The sequence below is a fragment of the Martelella endophytica genome (assembly GCF_000960975.1).
Taxonomy (GTDB): Bacteria; Pseudomonadota; Alphaproteobacteria; order Rhizobiales; family Rhizobiaceae; genus Martelella; species Martelella endophytica.
Window position 1 is genome coordinate 4,578,004 of the sequence record NZ_CP010803.1, and the last position, 18,266, is coordinate 4,596,269.

At 62.8% G+C, this 18,266-nt stretch carries 15 protein-coding genes; 8 read left to right on the forward strand and 7 right to left on the reverse strand.

Annotated elements, in window-relative coordinates:
* Positions 1–402 precede the first annotated feature (402 nt).
* The 4 genes from TM49_RS22815 to TM49_RS22820 form a co-directional block, all read right to left on the reverse strand.
* Positions 403–2,982, reverse strand: coding sequence for an autotransporter family protein (locus TM49_RS22815; protein ID WP_158498674.1), 2,580 nt, complete (start codon positions 2,980–2,982; stop codon positions 403–405).
* A 141-nt stretch (positions 2,983–3,123) separates the two neighbouring features.
* Positions 3,124–3,654: a hypothetical protein gene (locus TM49_RS23550; protein ID WP_144409641.1), complete on the reverse strand. Its 531-nt coding sequence runs from the start codon at positions 3,652–3,654 to the stop codon at positions 3,124–3,126.
* Positions 3,655–3,785: 131 nt separating this feature from the next.
* Complete coding sequence (locus TM49_RS21380; protein ID WP_045685646.1) at positions 3,786–6,311, reverse strand: HWE histidine kinase domain-containing protein; 2,526 nt, start codon at positions 6,309–6,311, stop codon at positions 3,786–3,788.
* Positions 6,312–6,324: 13 nt separating this feature from the next.
* A complete protein-coding gene (locus tag TM49_RS22820; protein ID WP_082074845.1) occupies positions 6,325–6,879 on the reverse strand; it encodes a biliverdin-producing heme oxygenase in 555 nt (184 codons plus the stop codon).
* Positions 6,880–7,109: 230 nt separating this feature from the next.
* On the opposite strand from TM49_RS22820, the gene TM49_RS21390 reads away from it, so the two are divergent.
* Positions 7,110–8,165: a winged helix-turn-helix transcriptional regulator gene (locus TM49_RS21390; protein ID WP_045684208.1), complete on the forward strand. Its 1,056-nt coding sequence runs from the start codon at positions 7,110–7,112 to the stop codon at positions 8,163–8,165.
* 28 nt (positions 8,166–8,193) lie between these two features.
* On the opposite strand, the gene TM49_RS21395 is transcribed toward TM49_RS21390, so the two are convergent.
* The gene (locus tag TM49_RS21395) at positions 8,194–8,427 is read right to left on the reverse strand and encodes a DUF2164 domain-containing protein (protein ID WP_052700050.1); all 234 of its coding nucleotides are present in this window, start codon (positions 8,425–8,427) and stop codon (positions 8,194–8,196) included.
* 130 nt (positions 8,428–8,557) lie between these two features.
* Here TM49_RS21395 and TM49_RS21400 point away from each other — a divergent pair, with 130 nt between their 5' ends.
* Both TM49_RS21400 and TM49_RS21405 read left to right on the forward strand, forming a co-directional pair.
* Positions 8,558–9,256: an AzlC family ABC transporter permease gene (locus tag TM49_RS21400; RefSeq protein WP_045684211.1), complete on the forward strand. Its 699-nt coding sequence runs from the start codon at positions 8,558–8,560 to the stop codon at positions 9,254–9,256.
* On the forward strand, positions 9,253–9,570 hold the full coding sequence (locus tag TM49_RS21405) for an AzlD family protein (RefSeq protein ID WP_045684213.1): 318 nt from the start codon (positions 9,253–9,255) through the stop codon (positions 9,568–9,570). Before TM49_RS21400 ends, TM49_RS21405 begins: the two co-directional genes overlap by 4 nt.
* Here the strand turns inward: TM49_RS21405 and TM49_RS21410 are convergent.
* Positions 9,560–11,395, reverse strand: a complete 1,836-nt coding sequence (locus TM49_RS21410) for an aminopeptidase P family protein (RefSeq protein WP_045685650.1) — start codon at positions 11,393–11,395, stop codon at positions 9,560–9,562. The genes TM49_RS21405 and TM49_RS21410 overlap by 11 nt on opposite strands.
* 289 nt (positions 11,396–11,684) lie before the next feature.
* Between TM49_RS21410 and TM49_RS23750 the strand changes: the two genes are divergently transcribed.
* Positions 11,685–11,852 (forward strand): hypothetical protein, encoded by a 168-nt coding sequence (locus tag TM49_RS23750; RefSeq protein WP_045684215.1) that lies wholly within the window; start codon positions 11,685–11,687, stop codon positions 11,850–11,852.
* A gap of 130 nt (positions 11,853–11,982) precedes the next feature.
* On the opposite strand, the gene TM49_RS21420 is transcribed toward TM49_RS23750, so the two are convergent.
* The gene (locus TM49_RS21420) at positions 11,983–13,638 is read right to left on the reverse strand and encodes an acyl-CoA dehydrogenase family protein (protein ID WP_045684217.1); all 1,656 of its coding nucleotides are present in this window, start codon (positions 13,636–13,638) and stop codon (positions 11,983–11,985) included.
* A gap of 129 nt (positions 13,639–13,767) precedes the next feature.
* Between TM49_RS21420 and TM49_RS21425 the strand changes: the two genes are divergently transcribed.
* The 4 genes from TM49_RS21425 to dprA all read left to right on the forward strand — a co-directional run bounded on the left by TM49_RS21425 (position 13,768) and on the right by dprA (position 17,892).
* Positions 13,768–14,709, forward strand: a complete 942-nt coding sequence (locus TM49_RS21425) for an aspartate carbamoyltransferase catalytic subunit (RefSeq protein WP_045684218.1) — start codon at positions 13,768–13,770, stop codon at positions 14,707–14,709.
* Entirely contained in the window at positions 14,706–15,995 is a 1,290-nt protein-coding gene (locus tag TM49_RS21430) for a dihydroorotase (protein ID WP_045684221.1), read from the forward strand. Before TM49_RS21425 ends, TM49_RS21430 begins: the two co-directional genes overlap by 4 nt.
* A 46-nt stretch (positions 15,996–16,041) precedes the next feature.
* Positions 16,042–16,626, forward strand: a complete 585-nt coding sequence (plsY, locus tag TM49_RS21435; RefSeq protein ID WP_045685652.1) for a glycerol-3-phosphate 1-O-acyltransferase PlsY — start codon at positions 16,042–16,044, stop codon at positions 16,624–16,626.
* A 141-nt stretch (positions 16,627–16,767) separates the two neighbouring features.
* Entirely contained in the window at positions 16,768–17,892 is a 1,125-nt protein-coding gene (dprA, locus tag TM49_RS21440) for a DNA-processing protein DprA (protein WP_045684223.1), read from the forward strand.
* The last annotated feature ends 374 nt before the right edge of the window (positions 17,893–18,266 follow it).

An 18,266-nucleotide genomic window follows, 5' to 3' on the forward strand; every position in this document is an offset into this window, starting at 1 on the left:
CGTTACTCCGCTATTATGCTCACCGGGTGCGCAGCCGGTGAGAGGAAGCATATGCCTGCGGTTTCGTAAGGCACCGCTTCGCGCACCGGAAACAAGGCGTTTGCGGCGTGTGAACAGGGCCGGTCCGCATACCGCGTCCTCTCTTGCCAGGCCTCAAGCCTGCGCCTGAAACACGCATGCCGCGGGGCTCGCCGGTTTTTCCGACGAGCCCCTTTTCATGCATGCCACGTGGGCAAATCATGCCTCTCGGTTATTACGGCTGACCGCCCGGGCTCCGCAAAAGTCCGTAGACAGAGCGACTTTCCGTGTCGGAGAAAATCGCACCTGCCTTGGTCGCCGCTTGCCTCCGTATCCACGTTCGGGACCTTTCCGCGGAAAGCGGAAAGGCATTCACCCACGGCGTCAGAACTTCACATCGAGCCGGGCACTAACGCTGTTTTGCGAAATGCCGGAGCCGAACTGGCCGCTGTAGCTGACACCGATGCTGGCCATTTCGGTGATACCGAAATCGATCCCCGCACCGATGACCGCGGTGTCTTCCGCGATCGGAACACCCGCAACCAGGAACGGTGAGGAGCCGACAAAGGATGCGATCGCATCCGGCGTCGTATCGCCGTAGGCGTGGCGCCAGCCGATATCGAGAAAGGCTGACGAACCAACTTGGCCGAGATCGAAGCCAGTCGAAGCCCGGAAGCCCAGCGTGGTGAAATAGGTGTTCACAGACTGGGAGGCGACGGAAAGAGCCGCGGCAGACGTTCCGGTCTCGGAGAAGCTGTCAGCGTTGAAGTTGACATAGGAGAGATTGGCATACGGCTCGACGGCAATCTCTTCCGACGGCTTGTATTCATAGGCCAGTTCGCCGAACACCTGGAATGTTCCGGCATCATACTCGCCCTTCAGCTTGTCGGAGAAACCGGTGAAGCTCACCGTACGGTCGACCGAAGGCGTGTTCCATGTGTAGGAAAGGCCCGAACTGACGGAAAGACCGCCAGTTGCGCTCATCGGCCACAGACCACCGGTGTAAGCGCCAATCGTGTAGGCTTCGCTATCGCCGGAGGCAGCCGCCTTGTTCGAGAACGAGGTGTAGCCATAGCCTGCCAGCACACCAGCCCGCCAGTTGTCGCCAAGCGCGCCGTCGAAACCGGTCAGGAAACCGCCGCTTGACGATTTGAGCTTGCCGGCATTGCTGTTGCCATCCCAATCGGTCCAGCCGCCATAGGCATAACCCCAGGCACCGAAGGTGCTTTCGGGCGCCGTGTCGTAACCGGCTATGCTCTCCGGGCCATCCTCGGTCTCGGCGTAGGACATCGAGGTGACCTTGGTGGTCGACACACCGCCGAAGGCCTGCTGCAACCGGCCGGTGACAGCGTCCTGAATATAATGCGCCTGATCGATCATCGCCGTGCTGGCGGAGGCATAGATTTCCGGCGACAAGGCGTTATAGACCGTCGGCGCCTGGTCGACGGTGAGCGTCAGAATGATGTCGTCATAAAGCGCCGGCGGGGTCGCCATGGTGCCGAGATCCTCGAGCGCATCGGCGACGGCCAACTGGTTCGGCGTTTGCGCATAAGCGGAAAGCGGCACGCCGTTGCGCTGGATGGTCAGGTAGACGTTGTTCGCGTCATAGGTGACCAGCGGCGAGACGAAGGCATAGTCGTTGATGTTGTTCCACACCGGCGTGTCGGAATCGAAGCGCGTTCCGTTGAACCCGCCATCGGCGGTCAGGATCACATAGTCGTAGTTCAGCAGATAGCCATCGATAACATCGACGACGACCGAACCATCAAGGTTGGCGACACCACCGACGTCGATCAGATCCGCATTGCCGGCCAGATCGACTTCGACGTTGTAGACGGAAGTCGGCCCGAGATCGAGGTTGCCGCCGATGGTGACCATACCGATCGAATTGCCCGGCGCGAAGAAGCCGAAGCTCTGAAGGTCGCGACGGATAAAGAAATTGCCGGCCAGGGTCGATGTCTCGTCGACATAGCCGCTACCCTCGATGACGACCGGAGTTTGAGTGGTGCCGCCGGACGACGAGGAAAGCTGCGTGAGAACCAGATCGCCGTTGATAGTGACCGGAGAGGCTCCTGTAATCGTTGGGAAAAGCAACTGGGCCCGTCGAGCATTGACGTTCCCCTCAACCGTCACGCCCGAACCAAAGGTTACAGGCTGAATAATCTCCGGGTTGCCGCGAACGACAACCGAACCACCAATCGTGGACCCTGATGTGATGGTTACGGCCGTACCATCATTCTGCACACGAACATTGCCAGGCGTGTCCCCCAGCGTGGTCTGGCCTTCGGCGAGCAGGAGGCCAGACATCAGATCGGACCAATAGGTCGTATAATCGGTCACCTGATTGTTAAAGTTATTGAGGTACATCCTGAAATACTGCTCTGGCACGTTCCCCGTCACGCCGACAGGCGTATCCCAAGTGTATATGAGCGTCTCGTTGAAATAGAACTCGACGCGAATTTCGTCGGGGTCGTCCGAGGCGATATACATGCGCATGTCGACCGTATTCCAGCCGCCGTAAGAAATCAGCCCTGCAGTCTCCGGAAGGTCGACCCAGCCGCCCTGGTTATAGATGTAGACTTCCAGATGGCCTTCGCCGTCTTGGTTGGTGAAATTGACAATGGGAAAGATGACGTTGTTGCCGTCATAGACGTTGTTTTCGACATTCTCGGCACTGGTGGCGGATCCCCACATACCAGTGCGGATATAGTCGCTATCGGAGCCCTGCTGCCAGCCATCGGAAATGAAGATGTCACCCCCGATGAACGAGTCCCCCGCCGGGACGTCGAGTCCCTGCATATAGCCCTCGTAGGATTGATGGCTATTGTTGCCGTGAACATCTCCATCGGTGGTAATCGCAAGCACACCAGACCGACCACCATAATCGACAGATGCGAAGCCTGCAGGCTTCTGACGGTCGACGGTCCACACCGACGGGTCCATATTCACCGGATAAGAGACCACGGTCTCCGCAGACGCGCCGCCCGCCAAGCCACACGCAAGCGCTCCGGCCACAGCCGTCGTGCGCAGAAGCCTGAATCTGATATCTTGCCTTTTCAACATGACTTTCCCTCTAAAAGCGTGTCGCCCTGCAGGCTGACACTGTCAGGCTGAGACCTGACGCCCCGTTCTCCAGTCGACGCGAGAGCACGCACGACCCCTCAGCAATCCCCCGCGGAATTCGCGCTGGATAAATTCGCCCGGTCGACCATAGCGACGCAGGCTTCGACCCTTTTTTTTCCCTCCGGAACCTGCACCTATCCCATCAGCCGTGCAGTCAACCGCAATATCGATATTGCTAACATCGCCTATCAGCGTCACGCAATAAAAATGGGTATCGCGTATAGATTGAATAATATCCATAGTTGCCTTAATATCACAAATGACCTGGCAACCTAGCGAGCCGACATCCACACAGGCATTCGTATATGCCACCCAGACAACATGTAAATATATGTTAATAAATGCTTTATTAATTTTTTCTGATGATGATTTTTGGGGGAAATTTAAAGTGACACCATGTAAGCAATATTTGACAATGCAACTATAAATATTATTGGTATCTAATTTACTGACATCTAAATCAGCAAAAGCAATCATAAGGTGTGGTGAAAAGAAGCCATATGCAGGGGCCAAATGCTCGTGCGTCCGCCCGCTGCGGACGGGGCAGGAAGCAATCGCTATCGATCGTCAGGATACGACTTTTCGCCCGGTGTCTGGCCACCGGTTATGGCCGGTTCACACCGGCGCAGCGACGAGAGAGAGGTTCAGCCGAGGAGGCTTGCCACCGTGTCCTTGTCATACGGCTTGCTGAGGATGCGGATATCCTGAAGCTCGTCGGGAAGCCGTGTCCCCTCGCCGTAGCCGGAAGCGAAAGCGAAGGGGACGCCGAGCTCTTTCAGCCGCAGCGCGACCGGGAAGCTCGTCTCGCCGCCGAGATTGATGTCCAGCAGAGCGAAGGACAGCGGCTCGTCACGATTCTCGATATGATCGAGGGCACCCTCGACGCTGGAATGCACGACCACCTCCTCGGCACCGAGGCTTTCGAAGATGACCTCTGCGTCCATGGCGATGATCAGATTGTCCTCGACGATGAGAATGTTCTGCGGCGGCGTCACTTCCTGCCGCTCCACCACCGACTTCCGCGCCGCCGGCACGGCCATGGTCTCGCCCGGCACCACATGCTCGGGCGGCAGCACGAATGTGCCCGCCAGCCCCTCCAGACGGTAGTCGACATCCGCCTTGCCGGTCAGTTCGAAGGGGATGGTGCGCTCGATGATGGTGGTGCCGAAGCCACGGCGCTCGGGCGCCTGCACGGGAGGGCCGCCAAGCTCGCGCCAGGAGATCTTGAGGCTGCCATTGCGCTCGATCTTCCAGCTCACATTCACCGTTCCGCGCGGCACGGAAAGGGCGCCATACTTGGCCGAATTGGTGATCAGCTCGTGGATGACCAGTGCGAGCGAGGAATAGGCGCGCGAGGTCAGCAGGACATTCGGCCCTTCGAGGAGCAGCCGGTCCTTCTTGTCGAGGAGGTAGCTTTCCGCTTCGGTCTCCAGCAGTTCGGTCAGCGCCGCAGGCCCCCAGTTGTGCCGGGTGATCTGGTCGTGGGCGCGCGCCAGCGCCTGGACACGGCTGTCGAGCTTGCTGAAAAAGTCCTCCGCCGTCTGCGCATGCGAGCGAGTCTGGACGATGAGGCCACGGACAAGGCCGAGAATGTTGCGAACGCGGTGGTTGAGCTCGGCAATCAGCAGTTCCTGCTTCTCGTTGGCGAGCTTGCGCTCCCGGCCGGCCTCGTCGGTCAGGCGAAGCACGACCTCGAGCAGCATGATCCTGAGCTGGGCTGCGGCGCGCCGGTCGGCCGGCGTCCACTTGGCGCTCTGGCCGCGCACCGTCGTCTGCCATAGCTCGAAACTCTTGCGGGGCGTCAGCCGCGCGCCATTGGGGCCGAAGCTCATCGCCTTTTCCGGGTTGCCCGCCCAGTTCACCTGCCGGACCAGCTCCTGCCGGAAGAACAGAAGATAATCTCGGGGCGAGCGCGAGATCGGCACCGCCACGACCCCGGCGGCCCGCTCGACGAAATCCGCTGCCTTCGGCATGAAGGCCGCAAGATGATGGGTGGCGTAAACCTCGTTGCCCGGCAGCGCGTTCAGCGCATCGCAAAGCGCCAGGGTCTCCTCGCGCTCCGGTGTCAAGCCGCCCCGCACCACCCGTTCGTCCTGAACGATCGCATAGCCATCGGCATGGAGAACCTCGGCAAAGGCCTCGGCCGAAGATTTCAGCAGCTCCGGGGCCGAGGTGCCCTGCGACAGGGTGCGCGAGATGTTCGCCGTCAGCGTCGCGACCGCCTCGTCATTGGCGCGTTCCTCGGCCGTCAGCCGGGTCTGCAGGATCAGCGACAACATCTGGCCGAACAGAAGTGCTGCATTTCTGAGCCGCATCGACGGCACATGCGGGGCACCATGATGGCATGCGATCAGGCCCCACAATGCGCCGTTGACGATGACCGAAATCGACATAGACGCGGCGACATCCATATTGCGCAGATATTCGAGGTGAATGGGCGATACGGCGCGCAAACGGCTGCCCGAAAGATCGAGCGGCCCGTCATCCCTCAGCGCCCGCACCGGAATACCCTCATGCGTCGAGGATGCGATGAGACGGATCGGATTTTCGACATAGAGGGCGCGCGCCTGCCGCGGAATATCGCTTGCCGGGTAGCGCAGGTTCAAAAACGCTTCGAGTTCGCTCTGCTTGGCTTCGGCCACCACCTCGCCGCTGCCGTCGCTGTCGAAGCGATAGAGCATCACCCGGTCGAAACCGGTGATAAGCTTGACGAAGCGGGCGGTCTGGGAAAACACATCCTCCAGGTTCGGCAATTCCGCCATCCGGTCGATGGCATTGCGGACATTGGCGATGTCGGTCGCGGCCCCTTCGAGCGGCGAAGCGACCTCGAACTCCAGGATGGTGTGAGCGTCGAGCGCATGCACCGAGGCATCGAAATGGCGGTCCGAGCCTTCGATCAGCACGTCGTAGACCACCTCCACACCGCGATGCGGAGACAGGAACTGAAGCCGGTTTCGGATCGAATGCAGCGTGTCATCCGGCAGCAGCTCGCCCACCGGGCGGCCCAGCAGGTCATCCGGCGCCCGGCCGATGAAGTCCTTGGCGTTTTCGGAGACGTGGGTGATCACCCAATCGCGGTCGACACCGATCAGAAAGCCGAAATCCTGGACACGGCCGAGCAGATGGATAGGCTCGCGGTCGCAATTGGTGAGATCCACCCGTTCGTGCATGTCGGTTCCCTTGTTACCGATGTTGAAGCGCATCGAGATAGGCGTTGAACAACATCTGCGCCGAACCGACTGCCAAATTGACGGCCCGTGGCGAAGCATCCTGCACCGCAAGCCATTGGAGATAGGACTGCCAGAAACGGGCCTTTTCCCCATGGCTCAGAAAAGCCATCGGAAGGTTGAGACCCGTCTGAGCAAGGCGCTTGCGCAAGAACGCGGCGCCAAGCCTGGAACCCTCCAGCACATAACAGATACCGGCCACCGAAAGTTCCCTGTCGGCAAACGAAGCCCCGGCGATCGCGGTCGGCCGCTCGGCTCCCAGGCCGGCGAGGTCGGACCGCAGCGCATCGGTCCTGAGCCGCGCCTGGTGATCAGGAAGCGTGGCAAAGGTCGGCTGGGCCACCAGCCAGTCCTCGATCGCGGGAATGACGTGAGCGTGCATCGACAGAAACCGGCCATAGCCCTCTTTTGTCGTCAGCTCACCAACTGTCGCATCCAGACGTTCATGAAGGTCGCGGGTGTTTTGTCTGAGCTCGGTGAGTAGTTCCATATACCATACACGGGAAATCATTCAGGAAACGCTCCTTAGCCGAATATTTCCTGCCGTGCCATAGGCTGGCTGAGGGAGGAGCATGATTTTGCAGGGCCCTGGCAGAAGCGGCAATGCAGGCCGTCGACCCTGCGGCATGGACGGCCAAACGCCGAGCGGCTAAAGAGAAACGAGGCTGGAAGGCACGCCAGTGCTGGACGGCAGGGATGCGCCCCGGGGGCTGTTTGTTGAAAATCACGACGATACAAGGCATGGACGCTGAAGGTTTCGGCTGGCTTGCGGGCAACCGCCAGGGCCTTTCGGGCATCAGCACCGCCGATATCGCCGATCACAACTCCCGCGTCCTCATCGCCACGCTTCGTGAAAACGGCGCGATGTCGCGGCGGGCGCTTGCGGCAGCACTCGGCCTTTCGGAGACCGCCATCGCCGGCATAGTTCGTCGCCTGATGGGCGCGGGCTATCTCGAGCAGCGCAAGCGCTCAGATGGCGGCCGCGGCACGGTGTTCTTCGTGGTCGAAGGCGCCGCAACCGGGATAGGCATCCACCTCACCTCGACGGGCGCCGGACTCGCCCATACCGACATCGGCGGGCATCTGCTTGCCGAAGGCACAGCCGCAACCGCGAGCGACGCAGAGGCCTGGGTCACGGCGGCGCGCGGCGGCGGCGGCAAGCTCGCGGGGCTCGCGATCGCCTGCGACGAGGCGATGCTCGACGAGGCACGGGCGCTTGCTCGGCGTTTCGTCGATATCCGCGTCGACTGGGTGCGCGATACGGAAGCGGCGCTGCGCTGTGAACAGCTCTGTTACCACACCCGCACCGAACGCGGGCTCGCCGTGATCCTGCTTGACGAGACCGTGCGGGCTGGAACGATGTTTTCCGGCCGTTTCTTCCAGGGAGCGCATGGACGCGCTGGCGCGATCGGCGCCATGCGGCCAGCATCGCATGTGTCGACGCTGAGCGAGGTGGCAAGCGCGACCTCCTATGCCCTCCACATGAAGGATGGAAAGGACGAAGCAGCCTGGATCGCCCACGCCGCTAGCCGCCTGCTCGATGCCATCATGGCCATTTCGGGCTTCGTCTCGCCGGATGCTGTGCGCATCGGCGGCAGGCTGCCCGACACAGTGCTCGACCGGCTGATTGCCGAAATCGTCGCCGACAAGGCGCTGAAGGCCGGTCATTTCATCGCCGCCGACTGGATCCCGGATGTCACCCGGCTCGAAGGCGGCATGCGCGCCATCGCACGCGGCGCAGCCATGGTTCCGCTGCGCTATGCGCTGCTGCCGCTGGAAACCGCGCCGTTCGACTGAACGGCATGCCGCAACCGGCACTGAAAACTCAGGTCTTCATCTCCAGCGCTGCGATGGAATCGGCAAAATCGTCCATCTTCTTCATCAGCAGCGCCTGGGCATCGCGCAATCCGCTATTATAGAAGACCGGCGCGAACTCCATCGCAATGAACTCGACAAACAGGTCGGCCTGCAGGCTGCCCATCTCGCAATCGAGCTCGGTTTCGCAATAATCGCGCAGCCGGGCGGCGAGAGCATCCTTCTCCCTTGGGGTCAGTTTCATCATCCTCACCATTGATCGCATTATCAATTCTTCTCATTTGTGCACGGATCGCAAAGCCGGTAAAGCTTCTGACTCGTGCGGCCCGAATGCCCTCTTCCCGCCCCTGCCCTCCCGACAGGAGAACCAAGAATTGACCTCCGACACGGACTTCCTGAGCGGCCTGCGCTCCGGGCTGGTGCCGGCGCTTTCCGCCGCTCCATTCGGCATGCTGTTCGGCGCGGTAGCCGTGGCGCAGGGGCTCAGCATCACCGAAACCTCGCTGATGAGCCTCACCATCTTTGCCGGCGCGAGCCAGCTCGTCGGTGTCGAACTCTTCGGCCACCGGGTCGCCGCCTGGCTGATCATCGCCTCGATCGTCGCTGTCAATTTTCGCCATGTGCTCTATTCCGCGGCGATCATGCCCGCGATCCGGCATTTCTCGATGCCGAAGAAGCTCACCGCCTTCTTCCTCCTGACCGATCCGCAATTCGCCGAGACGCTGAAGCGTTTCGAGGCCACCGGCCACGTCAGCTTCTCGTGGTATCTCGGCGTCGGCGCGGCATTGTACGGGCTCTGGAATATCATGACGCTTGTCGGCGCCACCATCGGCGGGTTCATCTCCGACCCGGAAGCGCTCGGCCTCGACATCCTGCTGCCGATCTATTTCCTCAACCTGGTGGTCGGCTTTCGGCACAGGACGAATTATGCGCCGGTTGTCGCCGTCAGCGCGCTCGGCTCGATCCTCGCCTATGCAACGATCGGCTCCCCCTGGCATGTCAGCGTCGGAGCCGTTGCGGGGATTGCGCTTGCCGCCATCCTGCCGCCGAAAAAGCGCGAGGCAGCGTCATGAGCGACTTCACCAACGAGCACATGATGCTGGTGATTCTGGGCGCCGCGATCGCGACCTATCTGACCCGCATCGGCGGCTATCTGCTGCTCTCGGTGGTCTCCGACATACCGCCGCGTGCGGAAGCCGCGCTGAACGCCATTCCCGCCGCCGTTCTGACGACGCTGGTGGCACCCGCCTTCTACGCGACCGGCTGGGAGGGCAAGCTCGCGATCGCCGCCGCCCTCCTCGTCGGGCTTCGCTACAAATCACCCCTGCCAATGATCGCCGTCGGCTGGGTCATCGTCATGGTCTGCCGCCGCTTCATTATCGGCTGACGGGTTCCGTCGCCTGCTCCAGCCATTTTCGCTCGGCGTCGTCGGCAACGAGCGGCATCAGCTTCTCGCGGGTCCTGGCGTGATAGTCGTCAAGCCAGGCGATCTCGGCGGCGGTCAGAAGCTGCGGCAGGATCAGGCGGCGGTCGATCGGGCACCATGTCAACGTCTCGAAGCCCAGCATCGGAATTTCACCGCCATCAACCATTGTGGCCTCGGTAACCAGCAGCAGGTTCTCGATACGGATACCGAAGGCGCCGGGGCGGTAATAGCCGGGTTCGTTGGAAAGGATCATGCCGGGCTTCAGCGCCACGGTGCCGAGCCGCGAAATCCGCTGCGGGCCCTCATGCACGGAAAGATAGCTGCCGACCCCATGGCCGGTGCCGTGGGCATAATCGACGCCGGCTTGCCAGAGCGCCATGCGGGCCAGCGGATCAAGATCCTGCCCGCGCGTTCCGACCGGAAACCGCGCAGTGGAGATCGCGATCATGCCCTTCAGCACCAGCGTGAAGAATTTCTTCTGTTCCTCTCCAACCTCGCCGATAGCGAGCGTGCGAGTGATGTCGGTGGTGCCGTTCTGATACTGCGCGCCGGAATCGACCAGATACATCTCGCCGGACTGAAGCATGCGATTGGTTTCGGTGGTGACGCGATAATGGATGATGGCGGCATTCGGACCGGCGCCGGAAATCGTGTCGAAGGAAATGTCCTTCAGCGGGTTCTGGCTGTTGACGCCGGTGGCCGCGCGCGCGGCTTCCAGCGCCTTTGCGGCATCGATCTCGCTCACAGTGCCGGGCGTTTGCCGGTCGAGCCAGGAGAGATAGGAGACCATCGCTGCGCCATCCTGGAGATGGACCGCGCGTGCCCCCGCCTTCTCGCCCTCGTTCTTGATAGCGCGAAGGTCCACGACCGGGTCGGCGGCATGAACCCACTGGCCACCCGCGGCCTCGAGAATGCCGATCACGGCATAGGGCACGCTGGCGCGATCGAGCATCAGCGTCTTGCCGGCGGCGGCGAGAGCGGTGAGCGCACCTTCGAGCGCATCCGGGGCCTCGACATCGGCGAGCCCGTCAAGATAGGCGGCGGCCTCGCCGGTGACCTTCTCCGGCGCGACGAACAGTGCCGCACTGCCATCCGCGCGCACGATCGCGCGTGCGAGCGGTGCCGGCGTGTGGACGACATCATTGCCGCGGATGTTGAAGAGCCATGCGACGGAGGTGGAATCGGAGATCAGCACCGCGCCGGCCTTCTTCGCCGCAAGCGATCCGGCGATCTCCGCGATCTTGTCGGCGGCCGGCCGGCCGGCAAACTCGGTCTTCTGCACGCTAATCGGTTCCGCCGGCTCGGCGGGCCGGTCGTGCCAGATCGGATCGACCGGGTTTGCGGCCAGAAGAACCAGCTCGCCGCCGATCTCCTGCAGTGCCTTTTCCAGACGCTCGACCTCGCTTGGCGTGTGCAGCCAGGGATCAATCCCAAGGCGCAGAGCCTTCGGCCGGTGCTCGGTCAGCCATTCAGGCGGCGGCGCACCGACAAGATCGCCACCGGTGATCAGCGCCGGATCGGCCTGTGCCTTGAGCTGGGTGGTGTAGCGTCCGTCGACGAAGACGATCGCCTCCTTCTCCATGATCAGCGCGATCCCGGCAGAGCCGGTAAAGCCCGTCAGCCAGGCGAGCCGCTCGGCCGAGCGGGGCACGTATTCGCCCTGATACTCGTCGGTGCGCGGCACCAGCACGGCATTGATGCCGAGAGCGGCGAAGGATGCACGCAGCGCCGCGATGCGCGGAGCCGCCTGTTCGGGGCGGGAGGTGACGTCGAAAGTCTGAAACATGAAGGTCATCCGTGATTTTTGCCGGCGACGATAGAGCGATTCATCCCTGGCCACAACATCGGGCATGCGCCGGCCTCCAGACGGTGTGCGCCTATGGTTCAGCCGCCCGTGCCTAAAATGGATGCACAAACGACGACGGCTCTTAAAGCATGCACAGAGCGCATGGCTCCCATGAGAATGCCCGTCTGCCAAGGCTTTCCTGCATGGTCTATATAGGGTTCAGTTGATGACGAGGGATCGAAGAGAGGCGTTCGGAACGAATGCGCCGGTCCCCGAAAGGAGCAAAGAAATGGGTATCTTCAAGAACGCTTACAAGAACATTTCCGAGGCCCGCCAGCGTCAGGCTCAGCGTTTCGTCAACGCCGAACTGCTGAAGCTCGATGACGCTTCGCTGAAGGCCATGGGCAAGTCCCGCGCTGAACTGCGCCGCAACAGCAACAACTCGATGCTGTTCTAGTCATTCAGATGGCGCCGCAAGGCGCCTTTTCGACCCCGCACCCCGCTTGAGCGCTCCTCCCAGCTCGCGGGTGCGGCCGGTCCTCCCAGAAAAGGCGGTGCCTCCGGGCGCCGCCTTTTTTTTCGTGCCGTCAGTCCATGTCGGGAAACAGAAGATCGACGATGTAGCTCGCGTCGAAGCGGGTATCGAGCATGCCGTAGGTCGAGCGCCAGCCGGCGGCGAGACGCGTCTCGAGGAAGGCATCGGCAATGCGCCCTGCCCCGAGCCGGTAGAGTTCGGCGGCACCGGCGGCGAGCGCAAGCTGTTCTGTGAAGATGCGGGCGGCGCTTTCATCGGAGCGGCTGAGCGCCATCGCGGCCTTCAAAAGCTCAACGATCTTTGCGCCGGAAGACCCGAGGTCACGGGCAATGCCGCGGAAGACCGCATCGAACAACTCGCCGCCATGCTCGACCACCCGGCGGAGATCGAGCGCCATGGCATTGCCGCCGCCATCGGTGAGCGCCAGCCCCGGTGCGTCGCGATAATGGCGGGCAATCGGACGATCCTCGACGAAACCGTTGCCGCCCATCGCTTCCATGGCTTCTGCAATCACGCCGGGCGCGATCTTGGTGCACCAGTATTTGGCCACCGGCGTCATGATTCGCGCATAGGCCGCTTCTTCAGTGCTGTCACGGGCCCTGTCGAAGCTCTCGGCAAGGCGGAAGACCAGCGCGCCGGCGGCCGCGACATCAAGCGCAAGGTCGGCCAGCACGCGCAGCATCAGCGGCTGGGTGACGAGCGCCCTGCCCTGCACCTCACGACCCCGCGCGGCATGCACCGCCTCGGCGAGTGAAGCTCGCATCAGGCCGGCGGACATCACCGCTGCATCAAGGCGCATCAGCGTCAGCATGTCGACGATGGTGCGAACGCCGGCATCAGGGGCACCGAGCAGGAAACCGAAACTGTCGGAGAATTCCATCTCCGCCGTCGCATTGGACCTGAGGCCAAGCTTGTCCTTCAGCCGCTGGAAGCGCAGCCCGTTGGCATGGCCTTCGTCAAGAAGCCGCGGCACAAGGAAGCAACCGCGCGCGCCATCCACTTCCGCCAGCATGACGAAGGCGTCGCTCATCGGCGCGGAAACGAACCATTTGTGGCCTGAAAGGCGATAGATGCCCTCGCCGACGCGCTCGGCATGGCTCTGCACCGCCCGCATGTCGCTGCCGGCCTGCTTTTCCGTCACCGCAAGACCAATCGTGACGCCGGATTTCTGGGCTTCGGTGCGATTGGTGGAATCGTATTTGCGCGACAGCAGCTTTGGCGCCCATTCGGCACGCAGCTGCGGTGCTGCGGACAAAACCGCAAGCGAGGCCGAGGTGGCGGAAAGCGATTCCAGATGGCCGCATTCGAGCTGGGCCGACAGGAACAGCCGCACCGCGCGCAGCTTGTGCGCCTTCGATTTCGAATCGGCATCCCGCGGCGTTTCCCAGAGCGATGACGACAGCCCGGAAGCGACCGAGCGGCGCATCAGAGCATGCCAGGCAGGATGGAAGATGACCGTGTCCAACCGCTCTCCTGCCGGCCCATGGGTCTTCAGCTGCGGCAGGATGGTGTTCGCCATCTGCGCCAGTTCCTGTGCCTCCGGCGAGGTCACATAGCGGCCGAGCGAATCAAGCTCCTCGCGCACCGGCCCGGACATGCTGCGGGTCAGGTCGCCCAGCAGCGGGTCTGAGTGAAAGGCATTGAAGCCCGACCACGGTCGCGGCTGGTTCAGTGCCCTGAAAAGATCGTCGTCGGTCCGATTGGCCATGGCTTGGCACGCACTTCTTCTTTATTCCTGTGGCCCGTGAGTTCGCACGCTTCTATATCGCCTGTCAAAGCTTGCGGGCCGGCGGGGGACACTTTATAGACCGCAGGACCTCATACGGAGGAAAACTATATGGTCTTCTTTCCCCACCGTCACCTGATCGGCATCAAGGGCCTGTCTCCCCTCGACATCGGGATCCTTCTCGACAAGGCCGAGGAGGCGATCGCATTCAACCGTTCACGCGAGAAGAAGAACAGCGTTCTGCGCGGTCTCACACAGATAAATCTGTTCTTCGAGGCTTCCACGCGAACGCAGGCTTCCTTCGAACTCGCCGGGAAACGCCTCGGCGCCGATGTGATGAACATGTCCGTCGGCAATTCCTCGGTGAAGAAGGGCGAGACCCTGATCGACACCGCGATGACGCTGAACGCGATGCATCCCGATGTCCTGGTCATCCGCCATTCCTCCGCCGGAGCCGCAGCCCTGCTGTCGCAGAAGGTCGCCTGCTCGGTGATCAACGCCGGCGACGGCGCCCACGAACACCCGACCCAGGCGCTGCTCGACGCTTTGACGATCCGCCAGGCCAAGGGCCGGCTCGACAATATCGTGGTGGCGATCTGCGGCGACATCCTGCATTCGCGCGTCGCCCGCTCCAACATCATCCTGCTGAACACCATGGGCGCCCGCGTGCGCGTCGTCGGGCCGGCAACGCTGCTGCCCGCCGGCATCCGCGACATGAGCGTGGAGGTCTATGACAGCATGGAAGAAGGGCTGAAGGGCGCCGATGTGGTGATGATGCTGCGCCTGCAGCGCGAGCGCATGTCCGGCTCCTTCGTGCCGTCGGTCAGGGAATACTTCCACTTCTGGGGTCTCGATGCCGAAAAGCTGAAGGCCGCCAAGGAGGATGCGCTGGTGATGCACCCCGGCCCGATGAACCGTGGCGTGGAGATCGCCACCGACGTCGCCGACGGCCCGCAGAGTGTCATCGAAAGACAGGTCGAGATGGGCGTTGCCGTGCGCATGGCGGTGATGGAAACGCTGATGCTGTCCGAAAACGGAGGGCCGCGCGCATGAAACCGCTTGTTCTGAAAAACGCCCGCATCATCGACCCGTCCCGCGATCTCGATGAAACCGGCACGATCATCGTCGAGGACGGCCGTATTGTCGCAGCCGGCGCCGATGCCCTGAACCAGGGAACACCGGACGGCGCGGAGATTGTCGACTGCAACGGCCTCGTCGCCACGCCCGGCCTCGTCGATGCCCATGTCTTCGTCGGCGAGCCCGGCGCCGAACACACCGAAACCATCCATTCGGCAAGTCTCGCAGCGGCGGCCGGCGGCATCACCTCCTTCGTGATGATGCCGGATACCAGCCCGGCGATCGACGATATCGCGCTTCTGGAATTCGTGCTGAAGACCGCCCGCGACAACGCCGTCGTCAACGTCTATCCGGCCGCAGCGCTGACCAAGGGCCTCGAAGGTCACGAGATGACCGAGGTCGGGCTGATGAAGGCGCAGGGCGCCGTCGCCTTTGCCAATGGTCGCTACTCGCTCTCCGACAACCGCGTGCTGCGCCGGGCGATGACCTATGCCCGCTCCTTCGACGCCGTCGTGGCGCTGGAGCCGCGCGACCGCTATCTCTCCGAGACCGGGGTGATGAACGAGGGGCTTTTCGCAAGCTGGCTTGGCCTTTCCGGCACGCCGCGCGAAGCAGAGGTGATCCCGCTCGAACGCGACCTCAGGCTCGCGGCCCTCACCGGCGTGCGCTATCACGCGGCGCTGATCTCGGTGCCCGAATCCGTCGAAGCGCTCGGCGTTGCCAAGAGGCGCGGCGCGAAGGTATCGAGCGGCATTTCGATCAACCATCTGACGCTGAACGAAAACGACATCGGCGAATACCGGACCTTCTTCAAACTGTCGCCGCCGCTGAGGGCCGAAGACGACCGTCAGGCGATGGTCGCGGCGCTGAAGGCGGGGGAGATCGACATCATAGTGTCCTCGCACGACCCGCAGGACGTCGATACCAAGCGCCTGCCCTTCTCCGATGCCGCCGATGGCGCGATCGGGCTCGAGACCATGCTCTCGGCGGCACTGCGCCTTCACCACAGCGGCGATGTTCCGCTGATGCGGCTGATCGACGCCATGTCGACGCGGCCGGCAACGATCTTCGGTCTCGACGCAGGCACGCTGAAGCCGGGCGCAAAGGCCGATATCACGCTGATCGATCTGGACGAGCCATGGCTCGTCACCACGGCGGGCCTCGTCTCCCGCTCCAAGAACACGGCCTTCGAAAATGCCCGGTTCTCGGGACGCGCGGTGCGCACTTACGTAGGCGGAAAATGCGTGTATCAATCGCACTGAGGGGGAAGCGTTCGTGACCGGTATTTTCGCGTTTGATCTGACGGCGATGCAGGCCGTCACAGTGCTCGTTGGCGGCTATCTGCTCGGCTCCATTCCGTTCGGCTACCTGATCACCCGCGTGGCCGGGCTCGGCGATATCCGCTCGATCGGCTCCGGCAATATCGGCGCGACGAATGTGCTGCGCACCGGCAAGCGCCACCTCGCCGCCCTCACCCTGCTGCTCGACGCCCTGAAGGCGACGATCGCCGCCATCCTCGCCGCGCATCTTTACGGTCCGCAGGCCGGGCTGCTGGCGGGTGCAGCCGCCTTCATCGGCCACCTCTTTCCGATCTGGCTCGGCTTCAAGGGCGGCAAGGGCGTCGCCACCTATATCGGCGTGCTGCTCGGCGTCGCACCGGCGACGGTGCTGATCTTTGCCTTCGTCTGGCTGCTCATGGCCAGATTGTCGCGCTATTCCTCGCTTTCCGCGCTTGTCGCCACGCTTGTCATTCCGGTTGCACTGTGGATAATGGGTCAACCGCAGATATCGCTTGTGATGGCGCTTCTGACGGTGATTTCGTGGTGGCGACACAAGGCCAATATCGAACGTCTGATCCGTGGGACTGAAAGCAGGATCGGAGAGAAGGGGTGAGCGGGGCATGGCATCTTCCCGGAAGGCTTTTCGGCCTTCTGGCGCCCTTGGCGGGCTTCCAGGAGGCATAGGCCGGCAGATTGATCTGCCGCGGCGGCGGTTCTCCGCCGCCCTTGCCCCGATTGTTGCGAAAGCCCGCCCGTGACCGCCCCGGCCGGCATCACGCTTTCCGAGAGGCAGCGCATCGCCTGGCTCAGGCTGATCCGCAGCGACAATGTCGGCCCCGTCACCTTCCGAGAACTCATCAATCATTGCGGCAGCGCCGAGAAGGCGCTGACCATGCTGCCGGAACTTGCCGCGCGCGGTGGCGCAGCCCGCAACATCCGGGTTGCGAGCGTGAGCGAGGCCGAGCGGGAAATGGAGATCGCAACGCGCCACCACGGGCGCTTCGTGGCGATCGGCGAACCGGACTACCCGCCGGCCCTGCGTGCTCTCGACAGCGCGCCGCCGCTTCTCGCCATGTGCGGCAGCGGCGCGGCGGCAACCCGGCCGGCGCTCGGCATTGTCGGCGCCCGCAACGCCTCGATCGCCGGCATGAAATTCGGCAGCATGATCGCCAGTGCGGCGGCTGGCGCCGGCTACACCGTGGTCTCCGGCCTTGCCCGCGGCATCGACACCGCCGCCCATCGCGCAAGCCTTTCCCACGGTACCTTCGCCGCGATCGCCGGCGGCCTCGATCGGCCCTACCCGCCGGAAAACATCGAGCTCTATCGCCGCATCCCCGCTGAGGGGGGCGTCGTCGTCAGTGAAATGCCCTATGGCTGGGAGCCGCGGGCGCGCGACTTTCCGCGCCGCAACCGGCTGATCGCCGGCGCATCGCTTGCCGTCGTCGTCATCGAGGCGGCGGTTCGTTCGGGCTCGCTGATCACGGCGCGGCTTGCCAATGAATATGGGCGGCTGGTGCTCGCAGTACCGGGTTCGCCGCTCGATCCAAGAGCCCAGGGCACCAACGGCCTCCTCAAGCAGGGCGCGATGATCGTCTGCGAGCCCGCCGATGTGCTCGAAGCCCTGGCGCCGCTTTCAGCCCTTGAACTGCCCCTTGCCGGCGGCGCCGGAGAGGAAAGCGAGGCCAGCCCCGAAGTCGAACCGCCGGGCGACGACGAGCGAAGCCGCGTCGCAGGTGCGCTCGGGCCAAGCCCGTGCGAAATCGATGACCTGATTCGGTTCACCGGGGTCAACCCAGCCGCCGTTCAGCTCATCCTTCTCGAACTCGATCTCGCGGGCCGTCTCGTCCGCCATCCAGGCGGCATGGTTTCGCTCGCCTGAGCCTCAGGAATCGACTCGCCCCTCGGCCAACCGCGCTTGCGATTCACCGGCTTCCATGTAGGCCATATCGATGAGGTAGCAGAGCATCTCCGTGCCCTCCCTGTCGGAGAGACGGCGAAGCTGACCCAGTATCTGCCGAATATAGGTTATCTCATCTTCCGTGAGACTCCGCGAGGAGTCTGGCTCGAAGCTCTTAGACGACATATGTGCACCCAGTTATTGCGGCGCGGGCCATGCACGCACCGGTTTTTTTGTTTAGCTGAATCAGCATACCCCGGAACTAGCAGATTGCAATCCGCAAACGCAGATGCCCTTGGTTGCAATTATGCTGGACACAGCCTCACCCTGCAACCGTAAGATTTGCCGCACGAAGA